Here is a 24,226-nt window from a genome sequence, read left to right as displayed (position 1 = left end):
GCAGATCACGGCTTAAACTGTAAGAAATTTTGTAAATAACCAAAAATACAGAAATTCCCACTACCTTTGTGCCAGTTTACCGGATAGATAGTGACGCAAAGCAGATAAACAGTCGGTAATCTGTTCGATTTTTGTTAATTTATGCGTTCGAGACTGATAAAGCGGTAATCATCCTGCGTTTTCAGCCGAAAGTAGCCATGAACACCATTAATGGCGACAAAGGGCCGTATTTTTTCTATGCCAAGTTCCAGGGTCAGCCCCTGTTCGCTGCGCACCACCAGCCGTTTGGCATGGCCCTGATACATCAGCATCACCTCGTCGCTGCTCAATGAGAGCCGAAAAGTAAACTGCTTCACGCTTGCTCCTGATCACACGGCAAATCACACAATGAGGGGCAGGCGCGTTCACGCCCCTGCCCCGTCGGTACTTACTGCTGCAGTGCCTTGCTTACCTTCTCGAACAGATCCCGTGCCAGCCCCTCAAGGTTGGCAAGACGAGTCAGCTCGGCGCGGATCAGGGCCTTGCGCGCCTCATCCAGTCGCTTGAACTGGATAAGCGGCGTGATGAGGCGAGATGCCACCTGCGGATTCACCTCGTTGAGCTCGATCAGCAGATCGGTCAGGAAGCGGTAACCGCTGCCATCCACCGCATGGAACTGCACCTGATTGCTCATGGCGAAGCTGCCGATCAGCGCCCGCAGCCGGTTCGGGTTGCGAATGCTGAAGGTGGGGTGACTCATCGCCTGTTTCACTTCGCCCAGCACATCGGCAGCGGGCTTGCTGCCAATCAGCCGCAGCCAGTTGTCCAGCACCAGTCCATCCTTAGCCCACTTACCTTCGAAATCGGCCAGCAGTGCAGCGCGGCATGGCAACAGATAGCCGTTGGCCACCTGCAACGCTGTCAGGGTATCGGTCATGTTGTCGGCAGTTGCATACTGCTCGCGCACCAGCGCATCGGCATGCTCAGAGTCCAGCGCCGCCAGATAGCCGAGCACCACCCCTTTGAGGGCCCGCTTGGCCATGTCGGCGTGCACCACCTGATAACCGCTCAGACGCAGGCTCTGGTAGATAGCCGCCAGCCGCGCGCCAAAGGCCTCGGCAAGACGGATGTGGATCGCGCCGCGCACCTGATGGATGGCGTCGATATCAGCAACCTCGAACAGCTCGGCCAGGGTTGCCTCACCGGGCAGCGCCAGCAGCTCCGCCTTGAGGGCCAAATCCAGCTCGCTGTCGTCCAAAATGGCGACAAAGGCTGCCAGCAGGGTCTGGGAGAGCTCAACCCCCTGCCCGTGCTGTACCCGTGCCACCCCTTCGATGACCGCCTTGTTGATCAGCATCTGGGCGGCATCCCAGCGGGCAAACTCGTTGCGGGCAAAGCGCATCAGGAAGGCGAGCGCTTCATCGCTGTAGTCATAGTGCAGCTTGACCGGCGCGGAGAAGTCCCGCAGCAGGGAGGGAACCGGCTTGACCGGCACCTGATCGAATTCGAAGGTCTGCTCTGCTTCCAGCACGTCGAGCACGTTGCCGATGGCCTTGCCCTGATATTGCAGCGCAATGACGGCACCTTGTTGGTCATAGAGCTCGATGTCGAGGGGAATGTGCAGCGGCAGCTTCTGCGGCTGATCCTGAGTCGGCGGGGTGTGCTGGCTCACATGGAGGCGATAGATACCGCTGGCGGCATCGTACTCGTCAGTGACGGTCAGCTCCGGCGTGCCGGACTGGCTGTACCAGCGGCGGAAACGGCCGAGATCGACACCGGAAGCATCCTCCATCGCCTGCACGAAATCATCGCACGTAGCGGCCGAGCCGTCGTGACGCTCGAAGTAGAGACGCATGCCGGCCTGGAAGGCATCTTCCCCCAGCAGGGTGTGCATCATGCGGATCACTTCCGACCCCTTCTCGTAGACGGTCAGGGTGTAGAAGTTGTTCATCTCGATCACCACATCCGGGCGGATCGGGTGTGCCATGGGGCCGGCATCTTCGGCAAACTGCGGGCCGCGCACGGTACGCACGTTGTTGATGCGGTTGACGCCGCGGGAGCCCAAATCGGAGGAGAACTCCTGATCCCGGAATACCGTCAGCCCCTCTTTCAGGCTGAGCTGGAACCAGTCGCGACAGGTGACGCGGTTGCCGGTCCAGTTGTGGAAATACTCGTGGCCGATCACCCGTTCGATGCCGTGGTAGTCGCTATCGGTGGCGGTGGCCGGATTGGCCAGCACGAACTTGGAGTTGAAGATGTTGAGCCCCTTGTTCTCCATGGCGCCCATGTTGAAGAAGTCCACCGCAACGATCATGTAGATGTCGAGATCATACTCGAGGCCAAAACGCTGCTCGTCCCAGCGCATGGAGTTGATGAGGCTCTCCATGGCAAAACCGGCGCGATCGAGGTTGCCCTTGTCGACGAAGATCTCGAGGGCCACCTTGCGGCCGCTCTTGGTGGTGTAGTGGCTGCGCTCCACATCGAAATCACCGGCCACCAGGGCAAACAGGTAGCTCGGTTTGGGGAAAGGATCCTGCCACTGCACGAAGTGACGGCCGCCATCCAGATCACCGCTGTCAACCTTGTTGCCATTGGAGAGCAGGAAGGGGAACTGGGCTTTGTCGGCGGTAATGCGGGTGCTGTAGCGCGCCAGAATGTCGGGGCGGTCCAGATAATAGGTGATGCGGCGAAACCCTTCCGCTTCACACTGGGTGCAGTAGGCATCGCCTGACTTGTAAAGCCCTTCCAGCGCGGTGTTGGCAGCCGGATCCAGCAGGGTGACGATGGTCAGTACACATTCGGCAGGCAGGTTGAACAGGGTCAGACTGCTCTCGCCTTGCTCGTAGTGGTCACAGGGAATGCCATCGATGGCAACACTCTTGAGGGTCAGCTGTTCACCATCGAGGACGAGCGGCGCATTGTGCTCGCCGTTGCGACGAATGCGGGTGATGGCGGTGACCTGGGTCAGCGGCTCCTGCAGTTGGAAATCGAGGTCGATGGTGTCGATCCAGTAGAGCGGCGCCTGATAATCCTGGCGATATTTGGCCGTCATGGCCTGGGAGTGATCGGTCATTATTGTCTGCTTCCACGCTTGTTAAAGGCGAGAAAGAGGCTGTCACAACCAACTGGCGGGGTCAAACAATTTGCATTACGTCAGATATGCCAGACAAAAAGAAAGGGCGACCGCAGTCGCCCTTGTGCATTGGAGGCCGCTTTGTCAGCTGCGTTTGCTGACCTTGGCCAGATCTGCCGTGATATTGGCCGCTTCGATGAGATACTCATCGGGCGCTTCGAAATCAGCGGGCAGTTCATCCAGACTCTTCACCGCCGGCTTGCCAAGACGTGCCAGACGCTCGTTGGTACGTTTGAGCGCTTTCTCATCCTGTTTCGCCTGCTCTGCAACACGCTCCGCCTCGTTGAGGGAGACCGACTTCTTGTCTTTCTCCTCCTTGTAGTCGGCGATGTCCTGCATCACATAGGCAAACTCGGGATCCTTGGCGATCCGGGCATCGTGCGCCGCCTGCAACTTGGGCAGCAGGCTGGCGAAGTTGCCGAGTTTCTCGTAGTTAGCGGAGGCAATTTTGTCCCACGGCAACGCATTGAACTCACGGCTTTCGCCCGTCTCTTCCGGAGCAACCGGTGTCGGGAAGCTGATATCCGGCGCAACGCCCTTGTTCTGGGTGCTGCCACCGTCGATCCGGTAGAACTTGGCGATGGTGTACTGCACGTGACCGAGCGGCTGCTCGTAGAAGTCATAGACCTTGGCGAGACTGCGATGCTGCTGCACCGTCCCCTTGCCGAACGAGTTTTCACCCAGAATCAACGCGCGGCCATAATCCTGCATGGCGGCAGCGAAGATCTCGGAGGCCGAGGCACTGTAGCGGTCTATCATCACCGACATCGGGCCGCCGTAGTAGACGTTGCCATCGTCATCGCCATTGACCGTGATACGGCCCATGTGATCACGAATTTGCACCACGGGACCGCTGGCAAAGAAGAGACCGCTGAGGGCGGAAGCTTCAGTCAGGGCGCCGCCGCCATTACCGCGCAGATCAATGATCAAGCCATCGATCTTCTTCTTGTTCAGGCTGGAGAGCTCCTTGATCACGTCATCGTGCAGATTGACGTAGAAACTCGGGATCTCGATGACGCCAATCTTCTTGCCTTCGGCGTTAATCACCTTGGACTTGGCAGCCCGGTCTTCAAGGCGCACCTTGTCGCGGGTCAGCTCGATCTGCTCGGTCTTGGCGGTTGCCCCCTTGCCGCGCTGGATCTCCAGCTTGACCTTGCTCCCCTTGGGCCCCTTGATGAGCTCGACCACGTCATCAAGACGCCAGCCGATCACATCGACAATCTTGCCATCTTCCTGCCCCACCCCGGTGATCTTGTCATCGGGTTTGAGGTGGTTGGATTTGGCAGCCGGGCCACCGGGCACCAGAGAACGGATGACGGTAAAGTCATCTTCCGCCTGCAACACGGCACCAATCCCCTCCAACGAGAGGTTCATCTCGGTGTTGAAACGATCGGCACTGCGTGGTGAGAGGTAACTGGTGTGCGGTTCGATGGCGCGAGCGAAGGAGTTCATGAAGAGCTGGAAGACATCCTCGCTCTCGGTCTGGGACATCCGCTTGATGGCGTTGTTGTAACGCTTGCCAAGCAGCTCCTTGATCTCGGGCCACTCCTTGCCGCTGAGCTTGAGACTCAGGGCATCGAACTTGACCCGCTGACGCCACAGCTCGTTGAGCTCTGCTTCATCTTTGGGCCAAGCCGCCCCTTCCCGATCAAACACATAGTTGTCGGTCTGGGTAAAATCGAAAGGAGTATCAAGCAGTTTGAGGGCGTATTCGAACCGCTCATAACGCCGCTGCTGACTCAGGTTGAACATCTCGTAGGCGGGAGCCAGACGGCCTCTTTCGAGGTCGGTGTCAAAACCGTTACGGTACTTTTCAAAACGGCTGATATCAGAGGCCAAAAACAGGTTGCGGCTGTAGTCCAGATTCTCCAGATATTTATCGAAAATCACGGAGGAAAAGGCATCGTCCAGCTTGAACTGTTTGTAGTGCGAGCGGGTAAACAGATTGGTAATTCGCTTGCTGGCCGTAGCATGTTGGCTCTCTTGAGCCAACACAGGCAAATCACTCTCCTTGAGCACCGGCTCGATGGCCTGTGCAAGCCCGGCAAGCGCCAGGCTACAGGCAACGAGGGAAAAACGAATTACGCCATGCTTCAACATTTGTCTCCTTAGAGAACCAAGTGCTCTGATTTGACCCGCACCATCATGCCGGTCTGCAGTTGGACCTGTACATCGTCCTTGGTTACTTCCTTGATGGTTGCCGGAACCGGGAATTTACCCATAACGACGCGCACATCCTGGCCCACTTTCAGCGTAGCGGCATCCACTTTAACCAGCGGAGCGTCAGCGACCGGTGCCTTGGCGGCAGCTTTCGGCTTGGCAGCTACATCAGCTTTCTCGGTTTTGCGCACAGCAGGACGACGGGGCTTCTTGGCCTTCTCATCCTTCTCTTTGGTATTGGTACGACGGCTGGCGAATACGCGCTCTTTGCTCTCTTTCAGAGCTTGCTTGGCGTGCTCGATGTGCTCTTCGGTCAGCAGTTCGCCCGGGTTGCCATCCAGATCAACGCGAGCCTGACCAGCTTTGAGACCGTGCAGGTAGCGCCAGCTGGAGGTGTATTGACGCAGTGCGGAACGCAGCATGGTCTTGGAGACTCTGGCATCGTCAGCAAGACGCTCGGCCAAATCCTGGAAGATGCCAATCTTGAGCGGCTTGGCCTCTCCTTCAGCAACGAAGCAGGCCGGGAATTTCTCGACCAGGTAGGCAACGATCTCTTTACTGTTCTTCAGCTTCTCAGTGTTTTCCATGTATAACCTTGGCTTTCATATAAACGCACGGGCACGTCCCGAGCACAACAAAGGCCCCATTATAGAGAGCTTGGGGCCTTTTGCGAACCATCTAGCAATGACTTAGAGCATGCTTTCCAAAATTTGCACCGTTTCTTCGAGGCCAATCCGGTCTTGCTGGTCGAAACGGTTAAAAATCGGACTGTCGATATCGAGTACCCCGATGATCTCGCCACCACGGCGCAACGGGATCACGATTTCCGAGTTGCTCGCGCCATCACAAGCGATGTGACCGTCGAACTGGTGGACATCGTCAATGAGCTGGGTTTTCCCCTCTGCCACTGCCGTACCACACACCCCACGGCCGACCGGGATCCGCACACAGGCCGGTTTGCCCTGAAATGGCCCCAATACCAGGGTCTCGCCCTGCAACAGATAAAAACCGACCCAGTTGATCTCCTCCAGCTCCTGATTCAGCAGCGCGGAGAGGTTGGCCAGATTGGCAATCAGATCGGTTTCCCCCTCCAGCAGCGCCTTGGCCTGCTGGTTGAGGGTGCGATAAAACGGTTGTTTTTCAATCATGATTAAATGAACTTCACTCCCTGATGGTTTGGGGAAGGTAACGCCTGGCCGGGAAATTTCAAATATTTTTTCCACTCCCCACCTCTTGCGCCATTATTCCCGGGCAACGGAAAGCGCCAATTGCTGGCGTTGACCATTACTCCACTCGATATTTAACAACCAGATCATGACGGGTGATGTACAGCTCCCCACCTGGGTCACCCCCTGCCACTGTCCGTCTATTTGTTCAAAGCTCACCGGAATGGTGCCCATAAACATATCTTTGCCTTCGAGTGTCGCTTTCATCGGCTTGATGGCCGGATCGCCGCCGGTAATAGCGATGGCAAAGTCATGTTCGGCGCGCAGCGGTAATTCCTTGATGCCGACCGTCAGTGGCTTGTCACCAATCAGCGCGCTGCAAGGGGTGTGGGAAAGATCACAAATCTGATCTTTTTTCTGGTCAACAGAGACGCTGTTATCGGCCGAAAACCAGGTGCGATAGGCCATCAGCGCCAATAACAGCGCCAATACCAGTACGAGGTGCAAAACTTTACGTGCGGTAAGTCTCTCTTTCATCAAAAACAGCCCGATTAAGATGCAATTAAAATAGTTTTTTGTGATCTCGAACAAGGTAAAAAACTGCCATATCGAGACCGGACGGAGCCAAATATATCACTGTTTATACTGTTATTTTACCTGTCACTTCAGTATCATTCCCATGCAGTTTTCATTTAGCCATCTTTTGCTTTTCCTTTCGTTAACAGATGTTAACAACTGGTCGGCGGTGGCTGATGAAGCCAGTCCGGTTCTCCGGATACAAAACCAAACAACAGCAGCATCGGAAGCGGAATATAACGATGAGCCATACAACTAACCATCCTGAGTACAACTACACCGTTGTTCGCCAGTTTACCGTCATGACGATTGTCTGGGGAATTGTCGGCATGTCGGTTGGCGTACTGATCGCAGCCCAGTTGATCTGGCCTGCCCTCAACTTCGAGACCCCGTGGCTGACTTACAGTCGTCTGCGGCCCCTCCATACCAACGCAGTGATCTTCGCCTTCGGCGTCAGTGCACTGATGGCCACCTCGTTCTACGTGGTGCAGCGCACCTGTCAAACCAGACTGTTTGGTGGCCCGCTGGCAACCTTCGTCTTCTGGGGCTGGCAAGCGATCATCCTCTCTGCCGCCATCTCTCTGCCGCTGGGTTACACCTCTGCCAAAGAGTATGCCGAGCTTGAGTGGCCGATTGATATCGCCATCACTGTGGTATGGGTCGCCTATGCCATCGTCTTCTTCGGCACCCTGATGAAACGCACCACCTCCCACATCTATGTGGCGAACTGGTTCTTCGGCGCCTTCATCATCACCGTTGCGGTGCTGCACATTGTCAACAACATGGAAGTGCCGCTCTCCGGCATGAAGTCCTACTCCATGTACTCCGGCGCCATGGACGCCATGGTGCAGTGGTGGTATGGCCACAACGCGGTAGGCTTCCTGCTGACCGCCGGCTTCCTGGGGATGATGTACTACTTCGTGCCCAAGCAGGCCGGTCGTCCGGTTTACTCCTATCGCCTCTCCATCGTGCACTTCTGGGCGTTGATCTCCCTCTATATCTGGGCAGGTCCGCATCACCTGCACTACACCGCACTGCCTGACTGGGCTCAGTCACTGGGCATGGTGATGTCCCTGATCCTGTTCGTACCCTCCTGGGGCGGTATGATCAACGGCATCATGACTCTCTCCGGTGCCTGGCACAAACTGCGTTATGACCCTATCCTGCGCTTCCTGATCGTCTCCCTCTCTTTCTACGGCATGTCGACCTTCGAAGGCCCGATGATGGCGATCAAAACCGTCAACGCCCTCTCCCACTACACCGACTGGACCGTTGGTCACGTGCACTCCGGTGCGCTGGGCTGGGTTGCCATGGTCTCCATCGGTGCGGTTTACCATCTGATCCCGAACCTGTTCGGCCAGGGCCGGATGTACAGCGTCAAGCTGATCAACGTTCACTTCTGGCTGGCGACCGTGGGCACAGTGCTCTACATCGTTGCCATGTGGATTTCCGGCGTGATGCAGGGCCTGATGTGGCGTGCAGTCAACGAAGACGGCACCCTGACCTACAGCTTCGTTGAAGCGTTGCAGGCATCCTATCCCTTCTATTTCGTGCGCTTCCTGGGTGGCTGCTTCTTCGTCACCGGCATGTTGCTGATGGCTTACAACGCCTATCGCACCATCACTGCGCCCAAAGGTTCTCTGGAACCTGTCGCCCAGCCAGCATGATTGAAGAGGTCAACCCATGAGCAACAATAACCGTCACGAAATATTTGAAAAGAGCGTTCCCATGCTGGTGGTCGGCATCATCTTCGCCATCAGTCTGGGGGGCCTGGTTGAAATCACTCCGCTGTTCTTCCAAAAGCAAACCACCGAGCCGGTGGAGGGCCTCAAGCCCTACACCGCTCTGCAGATGGAAGGACGCGACATCTTCATTCGCGAAGGCTGCACCAACTGCCACAGCCAGATGATCCGTCCGTTCCGGGCCGAAACCGAGCGTTACGGTCACTACTCGGTCGCAGGTGAGAGCGTCTGGGAGCACCCCTTCCTGTGGGGCTCCAAGCGTACAGGTCCGGATCTGGCCCGTGTTGGTGGCCGCTACTCCGACGAGTGGCACAAGGTTCACCTGATCAACCCGCGCGATGTGGTACCGGAATCCAACATGCCCGCCTACCCCTGGCTTGATACCAATGTGCTGACCGGTGAGATGACGGCCAAGAAGCTGGCGCTGTTCCGCGATCACTTCGGTGTGCCCTATACCGACGCCGATATTCAGGGTGCTGGCGAAGCCGTCAAGGGCAAAACCGAGCTGGATGCGCTGGTGGCCTATCTGCAATCACTGGGTCATGCCCTGAAATAAGGAGGCGAAAATGGACTACGGCACATTTCGCGGTCTGTATACCCTGCTGTTGATGGCCATCATGATTGGCATCATCGTCTGGGCCTACAGCAAACGCCGCAAGACCTCTTTCGACGAGGCTGCCAATCTGGTTTTTGCCGATGATGAGCAACCCGGTGCTGATAAAAAGAACGCAGGAGCGAAAAAATAATGAGCACTCTGTTTAGCATTTTTGTGACTGTCATCAGTCTGGGAACCATCCTCGGCTGCTTCTTGCTGCTGATGTGGTGCCGCAAGGACAAGATGGGTGTTGAAGAAGGCAAATCGATGGGTCACTCCTTCGATGGCATCGAGGAGATCAACAACCCGCTGCCGAAGTGGTGGACTTACATGTTCCTCTTCTTCATCGTCACCGGTCTGGTCTATCTGATCGCCTTCCCGGGGCTTGGCAACTTTAAAGGCCTGTTGGGCTGGCAAAGTTCCAACCAGGACGTGCGCTCGCTGGCCGAGTCCAAGGCTGCAACCGAATCGGCCAAGGCCGAAGGTCGCGCGGTGGAGTATGACCGCGAGGTCGCCAAGGCTGACGAGATCTACGGCGCCAAGTTCCGTGAACTCACCTACGAAGCGGATGGCAAAACCTATCGTGCCATCACCGAGATCGCCAAGGATCCGGAAGCCCTGAAAGTGGGTCAGCGTCTGTTCCTGCAGAACTGCTCCCAGTGTCACGGCTCCGATGCCCGTGGTGGTCGCGGCTTCCCGAACCTGACCGACAGCGAATGGCAATGGGGCGGCCAGCCTGATCAAATCAAGACCACCATCATGGGCGGTCGTCAGGGGATCATGGCGGCCTGGGGTGAAATCCTCGGCAAAGATGGCGTTCAGGAAGTGGCCTCCTATGTGCTGAGCCTCTCCGGTCGCAAGGTCGACCTGGTCGAAGCGAAGAAAGGTGAAGCACGCTTTGCCATCTGCGCTGCCTGCCACGGGGCCGATGCCAAGGGCGGTGTTGCCGTCGGTGCGCCAGATCTGACCAACAACACCTGGCTCTACGGTGGCTCCCGCGAAGTGGTGGTACAAACCATCACCCACGGTCGTCACGGTGTGATGCCAGCCTGGAAAGACATTCTGGGTGAGGACAAGGTTCACCTGCTGGCCTCCTACGTTTACAGCCTGTCTCATCAACAGTCTGCCAAATAAGGTTCGCCCGTAACGTTGTAACATGTGATAAACACGTGATTACACAGCAAAAAGCCTCGACTCCTCGAGGCTTTTTGTTATCTTGTGTTGCGTAAAAACCATCTTCCACGTTAATCATTCGTTTCATGGCAGTAGCAATCATGACCCAACCTCTATCCAAACCGTGGTATCGCCAATTCTGGCCCTGGTTTATCATCGCCCTCCCCACTGCCGCCGTTGTCGGCAGTATCGCCACCGCCATCATCGCCAGCAAGGATGGGGTCAATCTGGTGGCCGAGGACTATTACAAACAAGGGAAAGAGATCAATCAGGACTTGAGCAAGTTTGACCGCTCCGAAGCGCTCAATATCCGCTTTGGACTGGAGGTTGACGGCAACGAGCTGACCCTCAAACCCATCAGCGGTGACATTCCTGCCGGGCAAGCTCTCTATCTCTCATTGTTCCACCCGACCTTGGCCGGTCAGGACAGCGAACACATGATCACCGCCGATGCGAGCGGCACCTATCGCCTCCATTTCGACAAGCCGCTGGTCGGCAAGTGGCACATTCGGGTCGATGCCTTCGATCACGAGTGGCGATTACAAGAGACCGTCCAGCTGCCCACCCTGGCCCCTGTCGAACTCGACCCGAAAGGACGCTAAGCCATGACCGGCTGTTCTCACTGTGGCGAGCCGGTGCTCGCCAGTGCCCCTGCTGCTTGCATTCTGCATTCAGGGAGGCATAACGCATGACCCCCTGCTTTCACTGTGGCGAGCCGGTACCCGCCAATAGTGGCTATTCCCTCGAGATAAAGGGGATTGTTCGCCCCATGTGCTGCCCCGGTTGTCAGGCGGTGGCGGAAACCATCATGGAGTGCGGCCTCGCCAGTTACTACGATCACCGCACCGCCCCCGGTACCAAGGGGGATCTGGTACCCGAGGAGCTAGCCGCCCTCACCCACTACGATCTGGCAGAAGTGCAACAGGATTTTGTCACCGACAGCGGTACCCTTCGCGAAATCCAGCTGACAGTTGAAGGGCTCACCTGCGCCGCCTGTGCCTGGCTTATCGAACGCCACCTGATGACCCTTGGCGGCCTGCGCTACATCAACGTCAACACCACCACCCACCGGGCCCGCATCAAGTGGGATCCGGGCCAGCTCTCCCTGAGTGACATTCTCAAGGGATTTGCCCAAATCGGCTATCGTGCCTACCCGTTCCAGACCCATCAACAGGAGGCGCTCTACGCCAAAGAGGTGCGCAGCTATATGTTCCGGCTGGCACTGGCAGGGCTGGGCTCGATGCAGGTGATGATGTGCGCCGTGGCCCTCTACATGGATCTCTTCATCAGCGTTGAAGATGAGTTCATGGTCTACTTCAAGTGGATAAGCCTGCTGCTCTCCACCCCCATCATGATCTACTCGGCCCAACCCTTTTACGTGGGTGCCTGGCGCAGCCTGAAACAGGGCCACCTGTCGATGGATGTGTCGGTGTCGCTGGCGCTGATCGGGGCTTTTATCGCCTCCATGTGGGCCACCGTGTTCAATACCGGTGAGGTCTATTACGACTCCATCACCATGTTCGTCTTCTTCCTGCTGCTGGGGCGCTTTCTCGAGTTGCGGGCCCGGCGCAAGGCGTCGGAATCGAGCTCCAACCTGGCGCGACTGGTGCCCATCATGGCGACCCGCATCGATGATGAAGGGGAGCATGAGGTAGCGGCCAAGACCTTGCAGGTCGGCGATCGGGTACGGGTGCTGGCCGGCGCCACCTTGCCAGCGGACGGCATCATTGTCGAAGGGCAAGCCAGCCTCAACGAATCCATGCTGACCGGTGAACAGCTGCCCCTGCTCAAACAGCGCGGTGATCAGGTCTATGCCGGCACCATCAACACGGATGCCCCGCTGCAGATCCGGGTCAGCCACCGTATCGAAGAGTCGCGGATCGCCCAGATCATGCGGCTGCAGGATCACGCCCTCGATGATAAACCGGCCATCGCCCAGATGGCGGATCAGCTGTCGCGCCACTTTATTCTGGTGCTGCTGATCATTGCCGCCGCGGTTTGGACTTTCTGGCACTTCCATCAACCGGATCAGGCGTTCTGGGTCACCCTCGCCGTGCTGGTTGCCACTTGCCCCTGTGCCCTGTCGCTGGCCACTCCGACGGCGCTAACCTCGGCCACCGCCAATCTGACCCGCAACGGCATTCTGCTGCGCCGTGGTCATGTGCTGGACGTGCTGACCAAGGCAAACCGGATCGTGATGGACAAGACTGGCACCCTGACCACCGGTGAGATCAGTCTGACGCAGACTCAAGCGTTGGCCGACCTTGACGTGGCCCACTGCCTCGCCATCGCCCGGGCCATGGAGGCGCAATCCGAACATCCCATTGCCCGCGCCTTCCGACTGCCCGCCGACAGCATCGCCGTGTTGCCATCCGCCCGCGAGATCACCCCGGTCATCGGTCACGGCATAACAGCTCTGGTGGATGGCGTACGCTACCGTATCGGCAGTGCCCGCTGGCTTGGGCTGGATCCGGCGCAAGAACGCGGCCGCGGTCTGGCTATCTATCTGGCCAACGAGCAGCAGGTCTTGGCCCGCTTCAATCTGGAAGATACCCTGCGCCCCGATGCCAGGGCGCTGATCGCGGCATTCAAGGCAGCCGGTCTGCAAACTACCGTGCTGACTGGCGACAGCTCTTTGCAGGCAGACGAGATTGCCCGCGAGCTGGGGGTGGATGAGCTGGTCAAGGGGGTCTCGCCCGATGGCAAACTGGCCTACCTCAAGGCCCGGGAAGCCCAGGGAGATATCAGCATCATGGTGGGCGATGGCATCAACGACGCGCCGGTACTGGCTGGCGCTCACGCCTCGTTTGCCATGGCTGGTGGCACCGATCTGGCGAAAAACAGCGCCGACGCCATCCTGCTGGCCGATAACCTGAGCCGCCTGCTCGAGGCCAGAGTGCTGGCAATGCGTACCCGCAAGATTATCATCGAGAACTTCGCCTGGTCCATCGGTTACAACCTGCTGGTGCTGCCGCTGGCGGCCTGCGGCTGGCTGCCCCCCTATCTGGCGGCAGCGGGCATGTCGCTCAGTTCACTCATCGTGGTGACCAACTCCATGCGCCTCAACCGATGAGACCGGTGGCGAAAAATAGCTGAAAATGTGGCCTGCCTCCGATGCAGGCCACATTTCTCACTGATAGCAGCTGGCCCCCTGCCCGAACAGGGTTACCATAGTGGACGCTTGCCAAGGATGAACGCCAAGGTACCTCTCATGAATATAATTTTTGTCCTGATCCCCATCGCCATCCTGTTTGTGATCATCGCCGGGGTCGTCTTCTTCTGGGCCATTCGCTCCGAGCAGTTTGAAGATCTCGACCGGCAGGGTTCCAACATTCTGTTTGACGAAGAGCAACCTGCCCACAAACCCGTAAAGCCTGCTGACCATGACCCACAACCTTGATCTGGCCGGCGCCCTGCTGGTCGGACTGGCAGGCTCAGCCCACTGTATCGGCATGTGCGGTGGCGTCTCCGCCGCGCTCTCCATGGCGATCCCAGCCAACAAGCAACACTTCTGGGGGCGGCTTGCCTATCTGCTCAACTACAACCTCGGCCGGATCCTGAGCTATGTCATTGCAGGTGCACTGGTGGGCGGCCTGCTCGCCACCACCAGCGGGCTGGGCGCAGGCAAACACGCCATCGCCGGATTGCGCTTGGTGGCAGCGTTATTGATGATTGCGCTTGGCCTTTATCTGGCGGGCTGGTGGCAAGGGATCTTGCTGCTGGAGCGGCTCGGCGCCAGACTTTGGCCCCGTATCAAACCGCTGGCGGGCAAATTTATCCCCTTCACCTCACCTGTGCAGGCACTGCCCTTTGGCATGGTGTGGGGTTGGCTGCCCTGCGGGCTGGTCTACTCCATGCTGACCTGGAGCGCGGCGGCCGGTTCGGCCAGTGGCGGTGCGCTCATCATGCTCTTTTTTGGTCTCGGCACCCTGCCCACCCTGTTTGCGTTGGGGGGACTCGCTGATCGCCTGAGATACTGGCTCACCCTGCGCAGTTTGCGCCTTGGCGGTGCCCTGCTGCTCATTTTGTTCGGGGTGCATACCTTCTGGATTGGCATTGCTTCCTTTTGAAACCCTATCCAAAACGGATGAGTTGATGGTAAACTTGTTTGATATAAATCAATTATTCGTATGAGCCTATGATCCCGGAAAAGAAACCTGGCAGACGTATCCAGAGCGGTGGCTGTGCAATTCATTGCCAGGATTGCAGCATCAGTCAGCTCTGTATTCCCTTCACTCTGAACGACAACGAGCTTGATCAGCTGGACAGCATCATCGAGCGCAAGAAGCCGATCCAGAAGGGTGAAGAGCTGTTCAAGGCTGGCGATGAGTTCAAATCGCTCTATGCCATCCGTTCCGGGACCATCAAGTCTTACACCATCACCGAGCAAGGTGATGAGCAGATCACTGCGTTCCACTTGGCTGGCGATCTGGTCGGTTTTGATGCCATCAACAAGCAGGCCCACCCCTCCTTCGCCCAGGCGCTGGAAACGGCCATGGTGTGCGAGATCCCCTTTGAAGTGCTCGACGATCTCTCCGGCAAGATGCCCAAACTGCGCCAGCAGATCATGCGTCTGATGAGCAGCGAAATCATGGGCGATCAGGAGATGATCCTGCTGCTCTCCAAGAAAAATGCCGAAGAGCGCCTCGCCGCCTTCCTGCACAATCTGTCGGTACGCTTCTCCGAGCGCGGCTTCTCCGCCAAGGAGTTCCGTCTCTCCATGACCCGTGGTGACATTGGCAACTATCTGGGACTGACCGTCGAGACCATCAGTCGTCTGCTCGGCCGCTTCCAGAAGTCCGGTCTCATCAGCGTCAAAGGCAAATACATTACCGTGCTGGATCAAGTCGCCCTTGGCATGATGGCCGGTGCAACTCGACCGCCCTGCGGCTGATTTTTCCGCTTACCCTCCAGCTTTTCTCCTTCTTTTCCTGCCGGATCCTTTCCTCTGGAATGTGATCCGGTACGTTCCCCATACCCTCCTCCTGCGCTAAGCTGTAATGGCTAAGATTCTGCTGTCATTGGACTTTTCCAAGGAGGAGAAGATGGTCAAATATCAGAATATTCTGGTGGTTATCAATCCAGAAGAGGAGCGTCAAATCGCCCTCGAACGGGCAGTCAAAGTCGCCGAGCTGGACGAAAACGCCCATCTGACCCTGCTGCTCACCATCTATGACTTCTCGTATGAAATGACTGCCATGCTCTCGGTGGACGAGCGGCAAGAGATGCGTGATGGCGTCATTTCACAGCGACGTGAATGGCTGGACGAGATCCTGACCCCTTATCGGGCACAGGGGATAGAGTGCGAAGTCAAGGTAGTCTGGCACAATCGCCCCTTCGAGTGTGTCATTCAGGAAGTGCTGGAGCATCGCCACGATCTGGTTGTCAAAGCCACTCACCATCACAGCTTCCTGCAAACCTTCATCTTTACCCCCACCGACTGGCACCTGCTGCGCAAATGCCCCTGTCCGGTGCTGCTGGTCAAGGAGGGTCACTGGCAACGAGGCGGCAACATCATCGCCGCCATCAACTGCTCAAGCGACGATCCGGATCAGAAACTGCTCAACGAACGGATCACCCAGGAGGGGAGCGACATCGCCGAGCTGCTGGGCTCCAACCTCTATCTGGTCAACACCTACCCGGGCACCCCGGTCAACGTGGCCATCGAGCTGCCGGAGTTTGATCCCAACGCCTACAACGAAGCGATCCGCAAACACCACGAAAGCCTGCTGCTCAGCCATGCCGACAAGTTCGGGATCGGTCATCTCTGGACCCGGGTTGCAGAGGGGCTACCGGAAGAGGTGTTGCCGGATATGGCCGAAGAGCTCAAAGCAACCTTGATGATCATGGGCTGCGTCGGCCGTACCGGTCTTTCTGCAGCTTTGCTCGGCAATACAGCCGAACATGTGATTGACCGCCTCTCCTGCGACATCCTGATCCTCAAACCGGCGGACTATAGCTGCCCGGTCGACAGTCGTCGCAATCAATCATAAGGTGCCTGGCACCTTGCCCTCCCCCGGGACATGGCTATAATAACGCGCTTATTTGTGTCCCGGGTTTTACGAGCATGCTAGAAGAGCTGAACGCCAAAGAAAAATACAGTTTCAACAAACTGCAAAAGCGCCTGCGGCGCAACGTAGGTCAGGCCATTGCCGACTTCAACATGATTGAAGAGGGCGACAAGGTCATGGTCTGCCTCTCCGGCGGCAAGGACAGCTTCGGTATGCTCGACATACTGATGAGCCTCAAAGCCAGTGCCCCCATCCATTTCGATCTGGTTGCCGTCAACCTGGATCAGAAGCAGCCCGGTTTCCCCGAGCATGTGCTGCCCGAGTATCTGGATTCCCTCGGCATCGAGTACAAGATTGTCGAAGAGGATACCTACTCCATCGTCAAGGAGAAGGTGCCGGAAGGCAAAACCACCTGCTCCCTCTGCTCACGGCTGCGCCGCGGTATTCTCTATCGCACCGCCCAGGAGCTGGGTTGCACCAAGATTGCCCTTGGCCACCACCGCGACGACATCCTCGAGACCCTGTTCCTCAACATGTTCTACGGTGGCAAGCTCAAGTCCATGCCGCCCAAGCTGGTGAGCGATGATGGCAAGAACGTGGTGATCCGCCCGCTGGCCTACTGCAAAGAGAAGGATCTGATCCGCTACGCCGACGTCAAAGCCTTCCCCATCATTCCGTGCAACCTGTGCGGCTCGCAGGAGAACCTGCAGCGTCAGGCCATCAAACAGATGATGCAGGATTGGGATCGCCGCTTCCCGGGTCGTATCGAGACCATGTTCACCGCCATTCAGGACGTGATCCCGAGCCACCTGCTCGACCACAAGCTGTTTGACTTCAAGAGCATCAACCGCGACTCCGGCATCATCGATGGCGGTGACAAGGCGTTTGATCCGCCCGAGATGCCAAAAGCGCCGCTGCTGGACATCGACGAGATGGACATGCTGGATGTGATTGAAGTGCGCTAAGCCGCGCTCACAGGGCAAACGCCACACAATAAAAAAGGAGCGATAATCGCTCCTTTTTTGCTTTCTTGATCTGCCTGTTACTAACGTGATAGCAGCGTTGGCATCAACCCTTGTGCAGCCAGGGGGTCAGCCGCAGCACCTCGCCCTGCAGACGCAAGGTACCACCCGCAAATGCACTCAGCTGCGCATTGCTCAAGAGCAACTGGCCATGCTGCCACGCAACGGGCTCCTGCCGGGCCCCATCGACAAGGTAGGCAATCCCCTGCGGCTCGACCAACGCGATCCGGATCCCCTCCATCTTCGGCAAGAAGTACTTGCCGACCATACCGGCCATCTTGTCCAGCAGCTGCTGCATCTGCTGCTGACGCTTGGCAAGCTCAGCCAGTGGCATGTCGGGTACAGGCGGAGCATCGGCCATCACCTGCACCGTCATATCGCAGGTCGCGTGCGGCTCTTTCAGGGTGACCGCAACCACCGCCTTGTCGAGATTGAGGTCGTCATCGAACGGCAGACGCAGCTCGCTGTCGATCGTCACCTCCCCCTTCACATCCTTGTCTTGCATCGAGACCCGGGCAGAGTCGAGCGCACAGCGCTTGCCATTTTGCGGATCTGTCAGATAAAACCCCAGTCTGGCATGGCCAAACTCGCCCTTGGCGAAGGTCTTCATCTGGCTGTAGAAGGCGCCATATTGCAGCTCCAGCACAGGTTGCCCGGCCATCGCCAGTGTCGGCAGCAGCAGGCTGGCCAGCAGGGTACGACGTACGGTAGAGATCACTCCATATCGACAGGTCATTCAGCGTCCTTTTGCATCATGCATTGAAATGGTTGGGTCCTTCAGCCACCTCGTTAACCTCTACCGCCACCCCGCAGAGATCCCGATAGATGATCCCCTTGCAGTTGAAATAGAGCGGTGCCACCCAGATAAGCCCCAACCCCATGGGGATCAGAGCCAGGAAGAAGAGCGCGGTCATCACGCCGTGGAACAGCACAATGCTGGGCCAGCCGCGAGCAAAGAGTTTGAGAGAAACCAGAATGGCCTGGGGCGGCGTCAGACCGCGCTCCAGCACCAACGGGACGGTAAAGAGCAGCCCCATGCCGATCAGGGCCGAGGGAATAAAAGAGAGCACGGCAGGCAATCCCAGCAGATCGAACAGCGGGCCAAACAGGCTGGTGAGCAGACTGCCAAGCAGGCTCAACATGCCAAGGCGTACAAAGTGGCGGAAGAAGTCGAACACCTGGTTGGCACGGGCGCGCACCCCGACTGACTGCTGCAACCCCAGCATATCGAGGGAGCTGGTCATGGGGGCCATCACCACCGTCATCAGCAGACTCAGCACCATGGCCACATTCATCTGGCTGTCATCCCCCAGATAGGGCAACAGCAGCACATTGCTGAGCAGGATCCAGATCGCCGTCACCCCGACAATCGCCAGCAGCAGGCCAAATCCGGTACGGCGGGTCTGTTGCCATCCCTCCTGGATGACCCCTTTCAGATCAAGGCGGTAGCCCTGGTTCAGAGACTGCTCAAGGGAGCCGCCAATACGCATTTTATTACTCAATTGACTATCCAATATCGAAAACGACCAAATCAGGTGGCACATTATAGCGATTTGGTCTGCTATTCGTAGCCGTTTTTCCTGCGCACTTGCGGCTAATTCGGGCCAAAAAGCCTTTAATTTCATGTGTCGGCTGCATAGAATGCGGCCCTCTTTCAACACGATGGCCACTGGCTGGGGTGAGACTGGCGGATGATGAACAATCCACAGGTAATTGTCGCGCTGAACAAGATCAGCAAAAAATACGATGGCAAGGTGATCCTGAGTGACCTTGACCTTGAAATCTATGACGGTGAATTTCTTACCCTGCTGGGCCCCTCCGGCTGTGGCAAGACCACCCTGCTGCGCCTGCTGGCCGGGCTCGAATCGGTCGACGGTGGCACCATCCATCTGGCCGGTGACGAGATCACCCATATCCCCGCCGAACACAGGCACATCAACACCGTGTTCCAGAGCTATGCGCTCTTCCCCCATATGACGGTGTTTGAAAACGTCGCCTTTGGCCTCGAGATGCAGAAAGTACCGGCCAGCGAGATCCGCCAGCGGGTCGAGGAGACCCTCGCCATGGTGCAGCTCACCGAGCTGGCCAATCGACGCCCGGATCAGCTCTCCGGCGGCCAGCAGCAACGGGTCGCCATCGCCCGCGCCGTGGTCAACAAGCCGCGCCTGCTGCTGCTCGACGAATCCCTCTCGGCGCTCGATTACAAGCTGCGCAAGCAGATGCAGAGCGAGCTCAAGGCGCTGCAGCGTCGCCTTGGCATCACCTTTGTCTTCGTTACCCATGATCAGGAAGAGGCACTCACCATGTCTGATCGCATCCTGGTGATGGAAGGCGGCAAGATCATCCAGCGCGGCACCCCGCGCGATATCTACGAATCGCCAGCCAACCTGTTCGTGGCCCGCTTTATCGGCGAGATCAACGTGATGGATGGCAAGCTGATCAGCCAGCGCGAGCCCGGTATCTGGCAGGCGGAGGTAGAGGGGCGCGAATGCCTGCTCCATACCACCTTGCCGTTCCAGCCAGATGAGAAGGTGCTGGTGCTGCTGCGCCCGGAAGATCTGCGCATTCTCGATCAGGATGACGATCAAAGTGGCGCGCTGCGGGGCAATATCCGCGAGCGCAACTACAAGGGGGCTACGCTGGATTCGGTGATCGAGCTCGAAAGTGGCAAACAGCTGCTTATCTCCGAGTTCTTCGACGAGGATGACCCCGATTTTGACTACCGTCTGGGTCAGGAGGTGGCGATCCACTGGGTTGACAGCTGGGAGGTGGTGCTGCCCTATGAGCCTCACTAATCTGCGGATAGCGCACAGCTTTGCCCACAACGGCTTTCGCAACGGAGCCATCGCGCTGATCCTCGGCTGGCTGACGCTGTTTGTCTTCCTGCCCAACCTGATGATCATCGGCGTCAGCTTCCTGACCCGCGATGAATCCGAGCTTATCGCGCCGCTCTTTACCCTGAGCAACTATGGCCGCCTGCTGGACCCCCTCTATTTCGAGGTGCTGCTCCACTCCCTCTGGCTGGCGCTGCTCGCCACAAGCATCTGCTTGCTGGTGGGCTACCCCTTTGCCTGGCTGCTGGCCCATCTGCCAGCGCGTATCCGCCCGCTGCTGCTGTTTCTGGTGGTGGTGCCGTTCTGGACCAACTCCCTGATCCGCACCTATGCGCTGAAAGTGCTGCTCGGCACACGGGGGCTGATCAACGGCTGGCTGCTGGATCTGGGGCTTATCGAGCGGCCGCTGCAGATAATGTATACCGAGGTGGCCGTCATCATCGGGCTGGTCTATGTGCTGCTCCCCTTTATGGTGCTGCCGCACTACTCCAGCATCGAGAAGCTGGATGGCCGTTTGCTGGAGGCGGCGCGAGATCTCGGCGCCAACGGCTGGCAGCGGCTGGTGCGGATCATTTTACCCCTCACCCTGCCCGGCATCATCGCCGGTTGTCTGCTGGTGTTCCTGCCCGCCATGGGGATGTTCTACGTCTCCGACTTGCTGGGCGGCGCCAAGCACCTGCTGATCGGCAACCTGATCAAGACCCAGTTCCTCAACAGCCGTGACTGGCCCTTTGGCGCCGCCATCAGCGTGATGCTGACGGTACTGATGGCGCTGTTGGTCTACTGCTACTGGCGGGCGGGCAAGCTACTCAGCAAGAAGGGGGAGCTGGCATGATGCGCGCATTGAAAACTCTGTTTCTGCTGCTGGTGTTTGGCTATCTCTATGTGCCCATCGGGGTACTGATCGCCAACTCCTTCAACCTGTCGAAATATGGTATCGACTGGCGCGGCTTTACCCTGGGCTGGTATGAGAAGCTGTTTGCCAGCGCCAGCCTGATGCAGGCGGCCCAGCACTCCCTGACCATCGCCGCCCTCACCGCCACCGCGGCCACCCTGATCGGCACCCTCACCGCCGTGGCGCTGTTTCGCTACCGCTTTCGCGGCAAGCAGTACGTGAGCGGCATGCTGTTTGTGGTGATGATGTCCCCCGATATCGTAATGGCCATTTCGCTCCTGACCCTGTTTGTGGTCACCGGCATTGCGCTGGGCTTCTGGTCGCTGCTGATCGCCCACATCACCTTCTGCCTGCCGTTCGTGGTGATCACCGTCTACTCGCGGCTATGCGGTTTTGATGTGCGGATGCTGGAGGCAGCGCGGGATCTGGGGGCTGGCGAGTGGATCATCCTGCGCCGCATCATACTGCCGCTTGCGCTGCCGGCGGTGATGGCGGGCTGGCTGCTCTCCTTTACCCTGTCGCTGGACGACGTGGTGGTGAGCTCCTTTGTTACCGGCCCGGCCTACGAGATCCTGCCGCTCAAGATCTACTCCATGGTCAAGGTGGGCGTCTCCCCCGAGGTCAACGCCCTGGCCACCCTGATGCTGGTCGCCTCCCTCGGGATGGTGCTGCTGGCGCAACTGTTACTGCGTAGACGGCAGGGGTAACCCTGCCCGTTTCGCCCCGCCATCTTTGGCGAACTCTGTCACGGTGGGCCGCAAGGCCCCATAACCCCAAGGAGTTGTTGATGACAATCCAACACAAGGCCGGCGCCCTGCTGGCAGCCGCCCTCACCCTCACCACCCCGCTGCTGAGCCAGAGCGCTCACGCGGCCGACGACAAGGTGGTCTACTTCTACAACTGGTCGGAATATGTGCCGGACGGCCTGCTGGAGCAGTTCCAGCAAGAGACCGGCATCAAGGTGATCTACTCCACCTACGAATCCAACGAGACCCTCTACGCCAAGCTGAAAACCCATGGCGACGGCTATGACGTGGTGGTGCCCAGCACCTACTTCATCTCGAAAATGGCCAAAGAGGGGATGCTGCAGCCGCTGGATCGCGCCCAGCTGCCCAACTTCAAGCACCTCGACTCCACCCTGCTCAACCACGAGTACGACCCGGACAACCGCTACTCCATCCCCTATATCTGGGGCGCAACCGGGATCGGCACCAACACCGACATCATCGAGCAGCCGGTTACCAGCTGGAAGCAGCTCTGGGCACCGGAGTGGAAAGAGAGCCTGCTGCTGATGGACGATGCCCGCGAGGTGTTCCATATCGCGCTGGTGCAGCTGGGTTACAGCCCCAACACTCAAGACAAGGCGCAAATTGCCGAAGCGTTCGAATACCTGAAAAAGCTGATGCCCAACGTCAAGGCGTTCAACTCCGACAACCCGGCCGACCCCTTTATCGCCGGTGAGGTCAATATCGGCATGCTGTGGAACGGCTCGGCCTACGGCGCCCAGCGCGAATACCCCTCCATCCAGATGACCTATCCCGAAGAAGGCGCCGTGCTCTGGATGGACAACCTCGCCATCCCGGCCAAGGCCAAGCATGTGAAAGAGGCCCACGCCCTGATCAACTTCCTGATGCGCCCCGATGTGGCCGCCAAAGTAGCCGAGGCGATTGGCTACCCCACTCCGGTCAAGGATGCCATTCCCCTGCTCACCCCGGCGTTTCGCAACAACCCCATGGTCTTCCCGAGCGACGAGATCAAGCGCAAGGGGGAGTTCCAGTCCGATGTGGGGGATGCCTCCCGCCTCTACGAGCAGTACTTCCTGCAGCTGAAAGCCATGGTGGCAAAGGCCGGTTAAGTCTGCTTTTCACGTACCCTGACGGAATCAATGAATTAAGGGAGCAATAGCTCCCTTTTCTTCGTCATCACCTCTGCGAGGCCTAATCACAACGGCCCCACCTGCAGATATCAAAAGTTGATAAATGTGAACACGCATGCATTGAAATGCGTGACCGGACTCGTTAGAGCTAGTAACCTATTTACAAGTCAAGGCAAAGGTAGGATACCCTCATGATTTCTATGAACATGAATACACTTACCGATTGCAGCATAACTTCAATGAACATTGGAAAAAGGTTTTTATATGAAGTCAATCGGCTTTTTCAATAACAAAGGTGGAGTGGGGAAAACCACTCTAATATGTAATCTTGCTGGCTCACTAGCCATCAAAAATAATAAAAAAGTTCTTGTTATTGACGCAGACCCACAATGCAACGCTTCAGCATATTTACTTGATGAAGACAAATTGCAATCCATTTTGATGGACAATAAACATTATAGTGTAGATGCATTCTATGAACCCATTCGTCGTGGGCAAGGCTATCCAAAAGAAACACCTACAATTGTAAGAAGTGAACGATTTAATGTAGATCTAATTGTCGGCGACCCCAAATTATCAATTAGAGAAGATTTACTTGCTACTGACTGGGCTGAGACAAGAAATGGTGAGCCAAGAGGTTTCCAGACCACTTATGCTTTTAGGGAACTTGTTAGCAGATTTGAACAATATGACTATGTATTGATCGATATGGGACCATCACTCGGTGCATTGAATAGGTCTGTTCTATTAGGTGTAGATTATTTTTTGATGCCATTGTCCGTCGACATTTTCAGCATGATGGCGGTTGAGAATATAATTAAGTCACTAACATCTTGGAAATCCGCTCTTGATGGTGCTATCCAACGACACTATGAATCTGAAGGGCATAACTTTCAAATCGCGGGTAAAGATGTTGGCTGGTCTTTGAGCTTTGCTGGCCATGTAGTTCAACAATATAGAGCAAAAAAAAGAGAAGGGGTACGGCAACGTGAATTCAGATAATAAGTGCAATGCCCATGGTGCATAGGAGAGAGGCGGTCAACTACCAGTTAGGGTACGCTTCT

Annotated in this window: 24 protein-coding genes; 16 read left to right on the top strand and 8 right to left on the bottom strand. The window is 57.3% G+C overall.

Translation table 11 applies throughout. The annotated features are described in order from the left end of the window. Positions 1–134 precede the first annotated feature (134 nt). The 6 genes from OKC31_RS09650 to OKC31_RS09625 form a co-directional block, all read right to left on the bottom strand. A complete protein-coding gene (locus tag OKC31_RS09650) occupies positions 135–356 on the bottom strand; it encodes a DUF2835 domain-containing protein (RefSeq protein ID WP_042023382.1) in 222 nt (73 codons plus the stop codon). A 71-nt stretch (positions 357–427) separates the two neighbouring features. After that, on the bottom strand, positions 428–3,052 hold the full coding sequence (gene pepN, locus OKC31_RS09645) for an aminopeptidase N (protein WP_270656819.1): 2,625 nt from the start codon (positions 3,050–3,052) through the stop codon (positions 428–430). A 144-nt stretch (positions 3,053–3,196) separates the two neighbouring features. Then, positions 3,197–5,212, bottom strand: coding sequence for a carboxy terminal-processing peptidase (gene prc, locus OKC31_RS09640; RefSeq protein ID WP_127005597.1), 2,016 nt, complete (start codon positions 5,210–5,212; stop codon positions 3,197–3,199). Between the two features lie 8 nt (positions 5,213–5,220). Continuing rightward, positions 5,221–5,859 (bottom strand): RNA chaperone ProQ, encoded by a 639-nt coding sequence (proQ, locus tag OKC31_RS09635; RefSeq protein ID WP_005351923.1) that lies wholly within the window; start codon positions 5,857–5,859, stop codon positions 5,221–5,223. A gap of 102 nt (positions 5,860–5,961) precedes the next feature. Next, entirely contained in the window at positions 5,962–6,420 is a 459-nt protein-coding gene (locus tag OKC31_RS09630; RefSeq protein WP_128835707.1) for a GAF domain-containing protein, read from the bottom strand. Between the two features lie 93 nt (positions 6,421–6,513). Then, positions 6,514–6,975 (bottom strand): hypothetical protein, encoded by a 462-nt coding sequence (locus tag OKC31_RS09625; protein ID WP_270656816.1) that lies wholly within the window; start codon positions 6,973–6,975, stop codon positions 6,514–6,516. 281 nt (positions 6,976–7,256) lie between these two features. Between OKC31_RS09625 and ccoN the strand changes: the two genes are divergently transcribed. The 11 genes from ccoN to ttcA all read left to right on the top strand — a co-directional run bounded on the left by ccoN (position 7,257) and on the right by ttcA (position 17,500). Beyond that, positions 7,257–8,681: a cytochrome-c oxidase, cbb3-type subunit I gene (gene ccoN, locus OKC31_RS09620; protein ID WP_005336616.1), complete on the top strand. Its 1,425-nt coding sequence runs from the start codon at positions 7,257–7,259 to the stop codon at positions 8,679–8,681. 16 nt (positions 8,682–8,697) lie between these two features. Beyond that, positions 8,698–9,312: a cytochrome-c oxidase, cbb3-type subunit II gene (gene ccoO / locus OKC31_RS09615; RefSeq protein WP_005336618.1), complete on the top strand. Its 615-nt coding sequence runs from the start codon at positions 8,698–8,700 to the stop codon at positions 9,310–9,312. Between the two features lie 10 nt (positions 9,313–9,322). Then, a complete protein-coding gene (locus OKC31_RS09610; protein WP_257696275.1) occupies positions 9,323–9,502 on the top strand; it encodes a cbb3-type cytochrome oxidase subunit 3 in 180 nt (59 codons plus the stop codon). After that, entirely contained in the window at positions 9,502–10,485 is a 984-nt protein-coding gene (gene ccoP, locus OKC31_RS09605; protein ID WP_019446377.1) for a cytochrome-c oxidase, cbb3-type subunit III, read from the top strand. The genes OKC31_RS09610 and ccoP overlap by 1 nt, the downstream gene beginning before the upstream one ends. A 140-nt stretch (positions 10,486–10,625) precedes the next feature. Further along, positions 10,626–11,126, top strand: a complete 501-nt coding sequence (locus OKC31_RS09600; RefSeq protein ID WP_043820362.1) for a FixH family protein — start codon at positions 10,626–10,628, stop codon at positions 11,124–11,126. A gap of 86 nt (positions 11,127–11,212) precedes the next feature. Continuing rightward, entirely contained in the window at positions 11,213–13,597 is a 2,385-nt protein-coding gene (locus OKC31_RS09595) for a heavy metal translocating P-type ATPase (protein ID WP_270656815.1), read from the top strand. Positions 13,598–13,735: 138 nt separating this feature from the next. Further along, positions 13,736–13,924, top strand: a complete 189-nt coding sequence (gene ccoS, locus OKC31_RS09590) for a cbb3-type cytochrome oxidase assembly protein CcoS (RefSeq protein ID WP_005336630.1) — start codon at positions 13,736–13,738, stop codon at positions 13,922–13,924. Then, positions 13,908–14,594, top strand: coding sequence for a sulfite exporter TauE/SafE family protein (locus OKC31_RS09585; protein WP_270656814.1), 687 nt, complete (start codon positions 13,908–13,910; stop codon positions 14,592–14,594). The genes ccoS and OKC31_RS09585 overlap by 17 nt, the downstream gene beginning before the upstream one ends. A gap of 68 nt (positions 14,595–14,662) precedes the next feature. Then, positions 14,663–15,418, top strand: coding sequence for an FNR family transcription factor (locus tag OKC31_RS09580; protein WP_005351934.1), 756 nt, complete (start codon positions 14,663–14,665; stop codon positions 15,416–15,418). Between the two features lie 151 nt (positions 15,419–15,569). Further along, the gene (uspE, locus tag OKC31_RS09575) at positions 15,570–16,517 is read left to right on the top strand and encodes a universal stress protein UspE (protein WP_184233743.1); all 948 of its coding nucleotides are present in this window, start codon (positions 15,570–15,572) and stop codon (positions 16,515–16,517) included. Positions 16,518–16,591: 74 nt separating this feature from the next. Next, positions 16,592–17,500 carry a tRNA 2-thiocytidine(32) synthetase TtcA gene (gene ttcA, locus OKC31_RS09570; RefSeq protein WP_005336634.1) on the top strand — a complete coding sequence of 303 codons (909 nt, stop codon included), beginning with the start codon at positions 16,592–16,594 and terminating at the stop codon, positions 17,498–17,500. A gap of 103 nt (positions 17,501–17,603) precedes the next feature. On the opposite strand, the gene OKC31_RS09565 is transcribed toward ttcA, so the two are convergent. Then, positions 17,604–18,293, bottom strand: coding sequence for a DUF2987 domain-containing protein (locus OKC31_RS09565; RefSeq protein ID WP_270656813.1), 690 nt, complete (start codon positions 18,291–18,293; stop codon positions 17,604–17,606). A gap of 16 nt (positions 18,294–18,309) precedes the next feature. After that, positions 18,310–19,047 carry a hypothetical protein gene (locus tag OKC31_RS09560; protein ID WP_270656811.1) on the bottom strand — a complete coding sequence of 246 codons (738 nt, stop codon included), beginning with the start codon at positions 19,045–19,047 and terminating at the stop codon, positions 18,310–18,312. Positions 19,048–19,248: 201 nt separating this feature from the next. Between OKC31_RS09560 and potA the strand changes: the two genes are divergently transcribed. The 5 genes from potA to OKC31_RS09535 all read left to right on the top strand — a co-directional run bounded on the left by potA (position 19,249) and on the right by OKC31_RS09535 (position 24,164). Continuing rightward, positions 19,249–20,352 carry a spermidine/putrescine ABC transporter ATP-binding protein PotA gene (gene potA, locus OKC31_RS09555; protein WP_069554838.1) on the top strand — a complete coding sequence of 368 codons (1,104 nt, stop codon included), beginning with the start codon at positions 19,249–19,251 and terminating at the stop codon, positions 20,350–20,352. Further along, positions 20,339–21,226, top strand: a complete 888-nt coding sequence (gene potB, locus OKC31_RS09550; protein ID WP_270656810.1) for a spermidine/putrescine ABC transporter permease PotB — start codon at positions 20,339–20,341, stop codon at positions 21,224–21,226. Before potA ends, potB begins: the two co-directional genes overlap by 14 nt. Beyond that, positions 21,223–21,993, top strand: coding sequence for a spermidine/putrescine ABC transporter permease PotC (potC, locus tag OKC31_RS09545; protein ID WP_270656809.1), 771 nt, complete (start codon positions 21,223–21,225; stop codon positions 21,991–21,993). The genes potB and potC overlap by 4 nt, the downstream gene beginning before the upstream one ends. An 80-nt stretch (positions 21,994–22,073) precedes the next feature. Next, positions 22,074–23,141, top strand: coding sequence for an extracellular solute-binding protein (locus OKC31_RS09540; RefSeq protein WP_245096646.1), 1,068 nt, complete (start codon positions 22,074–22,076; stop codon positions 23,139–23,141). Between the two features lie 285 nt (positions 23,142–23,426). Continuing rightward, positions 23,427–24,164 carry a ParA family protein gene (locus tag OKC31_RS09535; RefSeq protein ID WP_270656808.1) on the top strand — a complete coding sequence of 246 codons (738 nt, stop codon included), beginning with the start codon at positions 23,427–23,429 and terminating at the stop codon, positions 24,162–24,164. Positions 24,165–24,226 lie beyond the last annotated feature (62 nt).

The sequence above is a fragment of the Aeromonas sp. Y293-4 genome, from assembly GCF_027705905.1.
Classification (GTDB): Bacteria; Pseudomonadota; Gammaproteobacteria; order Enterobacterales; family Aeromonadaceae; genus Aeromonas; species Aeromonas veronii.
Note: the sequence above shows the minus strand (reverse complement) of the source record. Positions and strands in the feature narration are given on the sequence as shown.

Coding starts and splice junctions, on each gene's coding strand:
- OKC31_RS09595 (WP_270656815.1), top strand. CDS start 11,213: ATGACCCCCTGCTTTCACTGTGGCGAGCCGGTACCCGCCAATAGTGGC.
- OKC31_RS09600 (WP_043820362.1), top strand. CDS start 10,626: ATGACCCAACCTCTATCCAAACCGTGGTATCGCCAATTCTGGCCCTGG.
- pepN (WP_270656819.1), bottom strand. CDS start 3,052: ATGACCGATCACTCCCAGGCCATGACGGCCAAATATCGCCAGGATTAT.
- OKC31_RS09610 (WP_257696275.1), top strand. CDS start 9,323: ATGGACTACGGCACATTTCGCGGTCTGTATACCCTGCTGTTGATGGCC.
- OKC31_RS09560 (WP_270656811.1), bottom strand. CDS start 19,047: ATGCGTATTGGCGGCTCCCTTGAGCAGTCTCTGAACCAGGGCTACCGC.
- prc (WP_127005597.1), bottom strand. CDS start 5,212: ATGTTGAAGCATGGCGTAATTCGTTTTTCCCTCGTTGCCTGTAGCCTG.
- potB (WP_270656810.1), top strand. CDS start 20,339: ATGAGCCTCACTAATCTGCGGATAGCGCACAGCTTTGCCCACAACGGC.
- potC (WP_270656809.1), top strand. CDS start 21,223: ATGATGCGCGCATTGAAAACTCTGTTTCTGCTGCTGGTGTTTGGCTAT.
- OKC31_RS09540 (WP_245096646.1), top strand. CDS start 22,074: ATGACAATCCAACACAAGGCCGGCGCCCTGCTGGCAGCCGCCCTCACC.
- OKC31_RS09630 (WP_128835707.1), bottom strand. CDS start 6,420: ATGATTGAAAAACAACCGTTTTATCGCACCCTCAACCAGCAGGCCAAG.
- OKC31_RS09625 (WP_270656816.1), bottom strand. CDS start 6,975: ATGAAAGAGAGACTTACCGCACGTAAAGTTTTGCACCTCGTACTGGTA.
- ccoN (WP_005336616.1), top strand. CDS start 7,257: ATGAGCCATACAACTAACCATCCTGAGTACAACTACACCGTTGTTCGC.
- uspE (WP_184233743.1), top strand. CDS start 15,570: ATGGTCAAATATCAGAATATTCTGGTGGTTATCAATCCAGAAGAGGAG.
- OKC31_RS09535 (WP_270656808.1), top strand. CDS start 23,427: ATGAAGTCAATCGGCTTTTTCAATAACAAAGGTGGAGTGGGGAAAACC.
- ttcA (WP_005336634.1), top strand. CDS start 16,592: ATGCTAGAAGAGCTGAACGCCAAAGAAAAATACAGTTTCAACAAACTG.
- potA (WP_069554838.1), top strand. CDS start 19,249: ATGATGAACAATCCACAGGTAATTGTCGCGCTGAACAAGATCAGCAAA.
- ccoS (WP_005336630.1), top strand. CDS start 13,736: ATGAATATAATTTTTGTCCTGATCCCCATCGCCATCCTGTTTGTGATC.
- OKC31_RS09585 (WP_270656814.1), top strand. CDS start 13,908: ATGACCCACAACCTTGATCTGGCCGGCGCCCTGCTGGTCGGACTGGCA.
- ccoO (WP_005336618.1), top strand. CDS start 8,698: ATGAGCAACAATAACCGTCACGAAATATTTGAAAAGAGCGTTCCCATG.
- ccoP (WP_019446377.1), top strand. CDS start 9,502: ATGAGCACTCTGTTTAGCATTTTTGTGACTGTCATCAGTCTGGGAACC.
- OKC31_RS09565 (WP_270656813.1), bottom strand. CDS start 18,293: ATGACCTGTCGATATGGAGTGATCTCTACCGTACGTCGTACCCTGCTG.
- proQ (WP_005351923.1), bottom strand. CDS start 5,859: ATGGAAAACACTGAGAAGCTGAAGAACAGTAAAGAGATCGTTGCCTAC.
- OKC31_RS09580 (WP_005351934.1), top strand. CDS start 14,663: ATGATCCCGGAAAAGAAACCTGGCAGACGTATCCAGAGCGGTGGCTGT.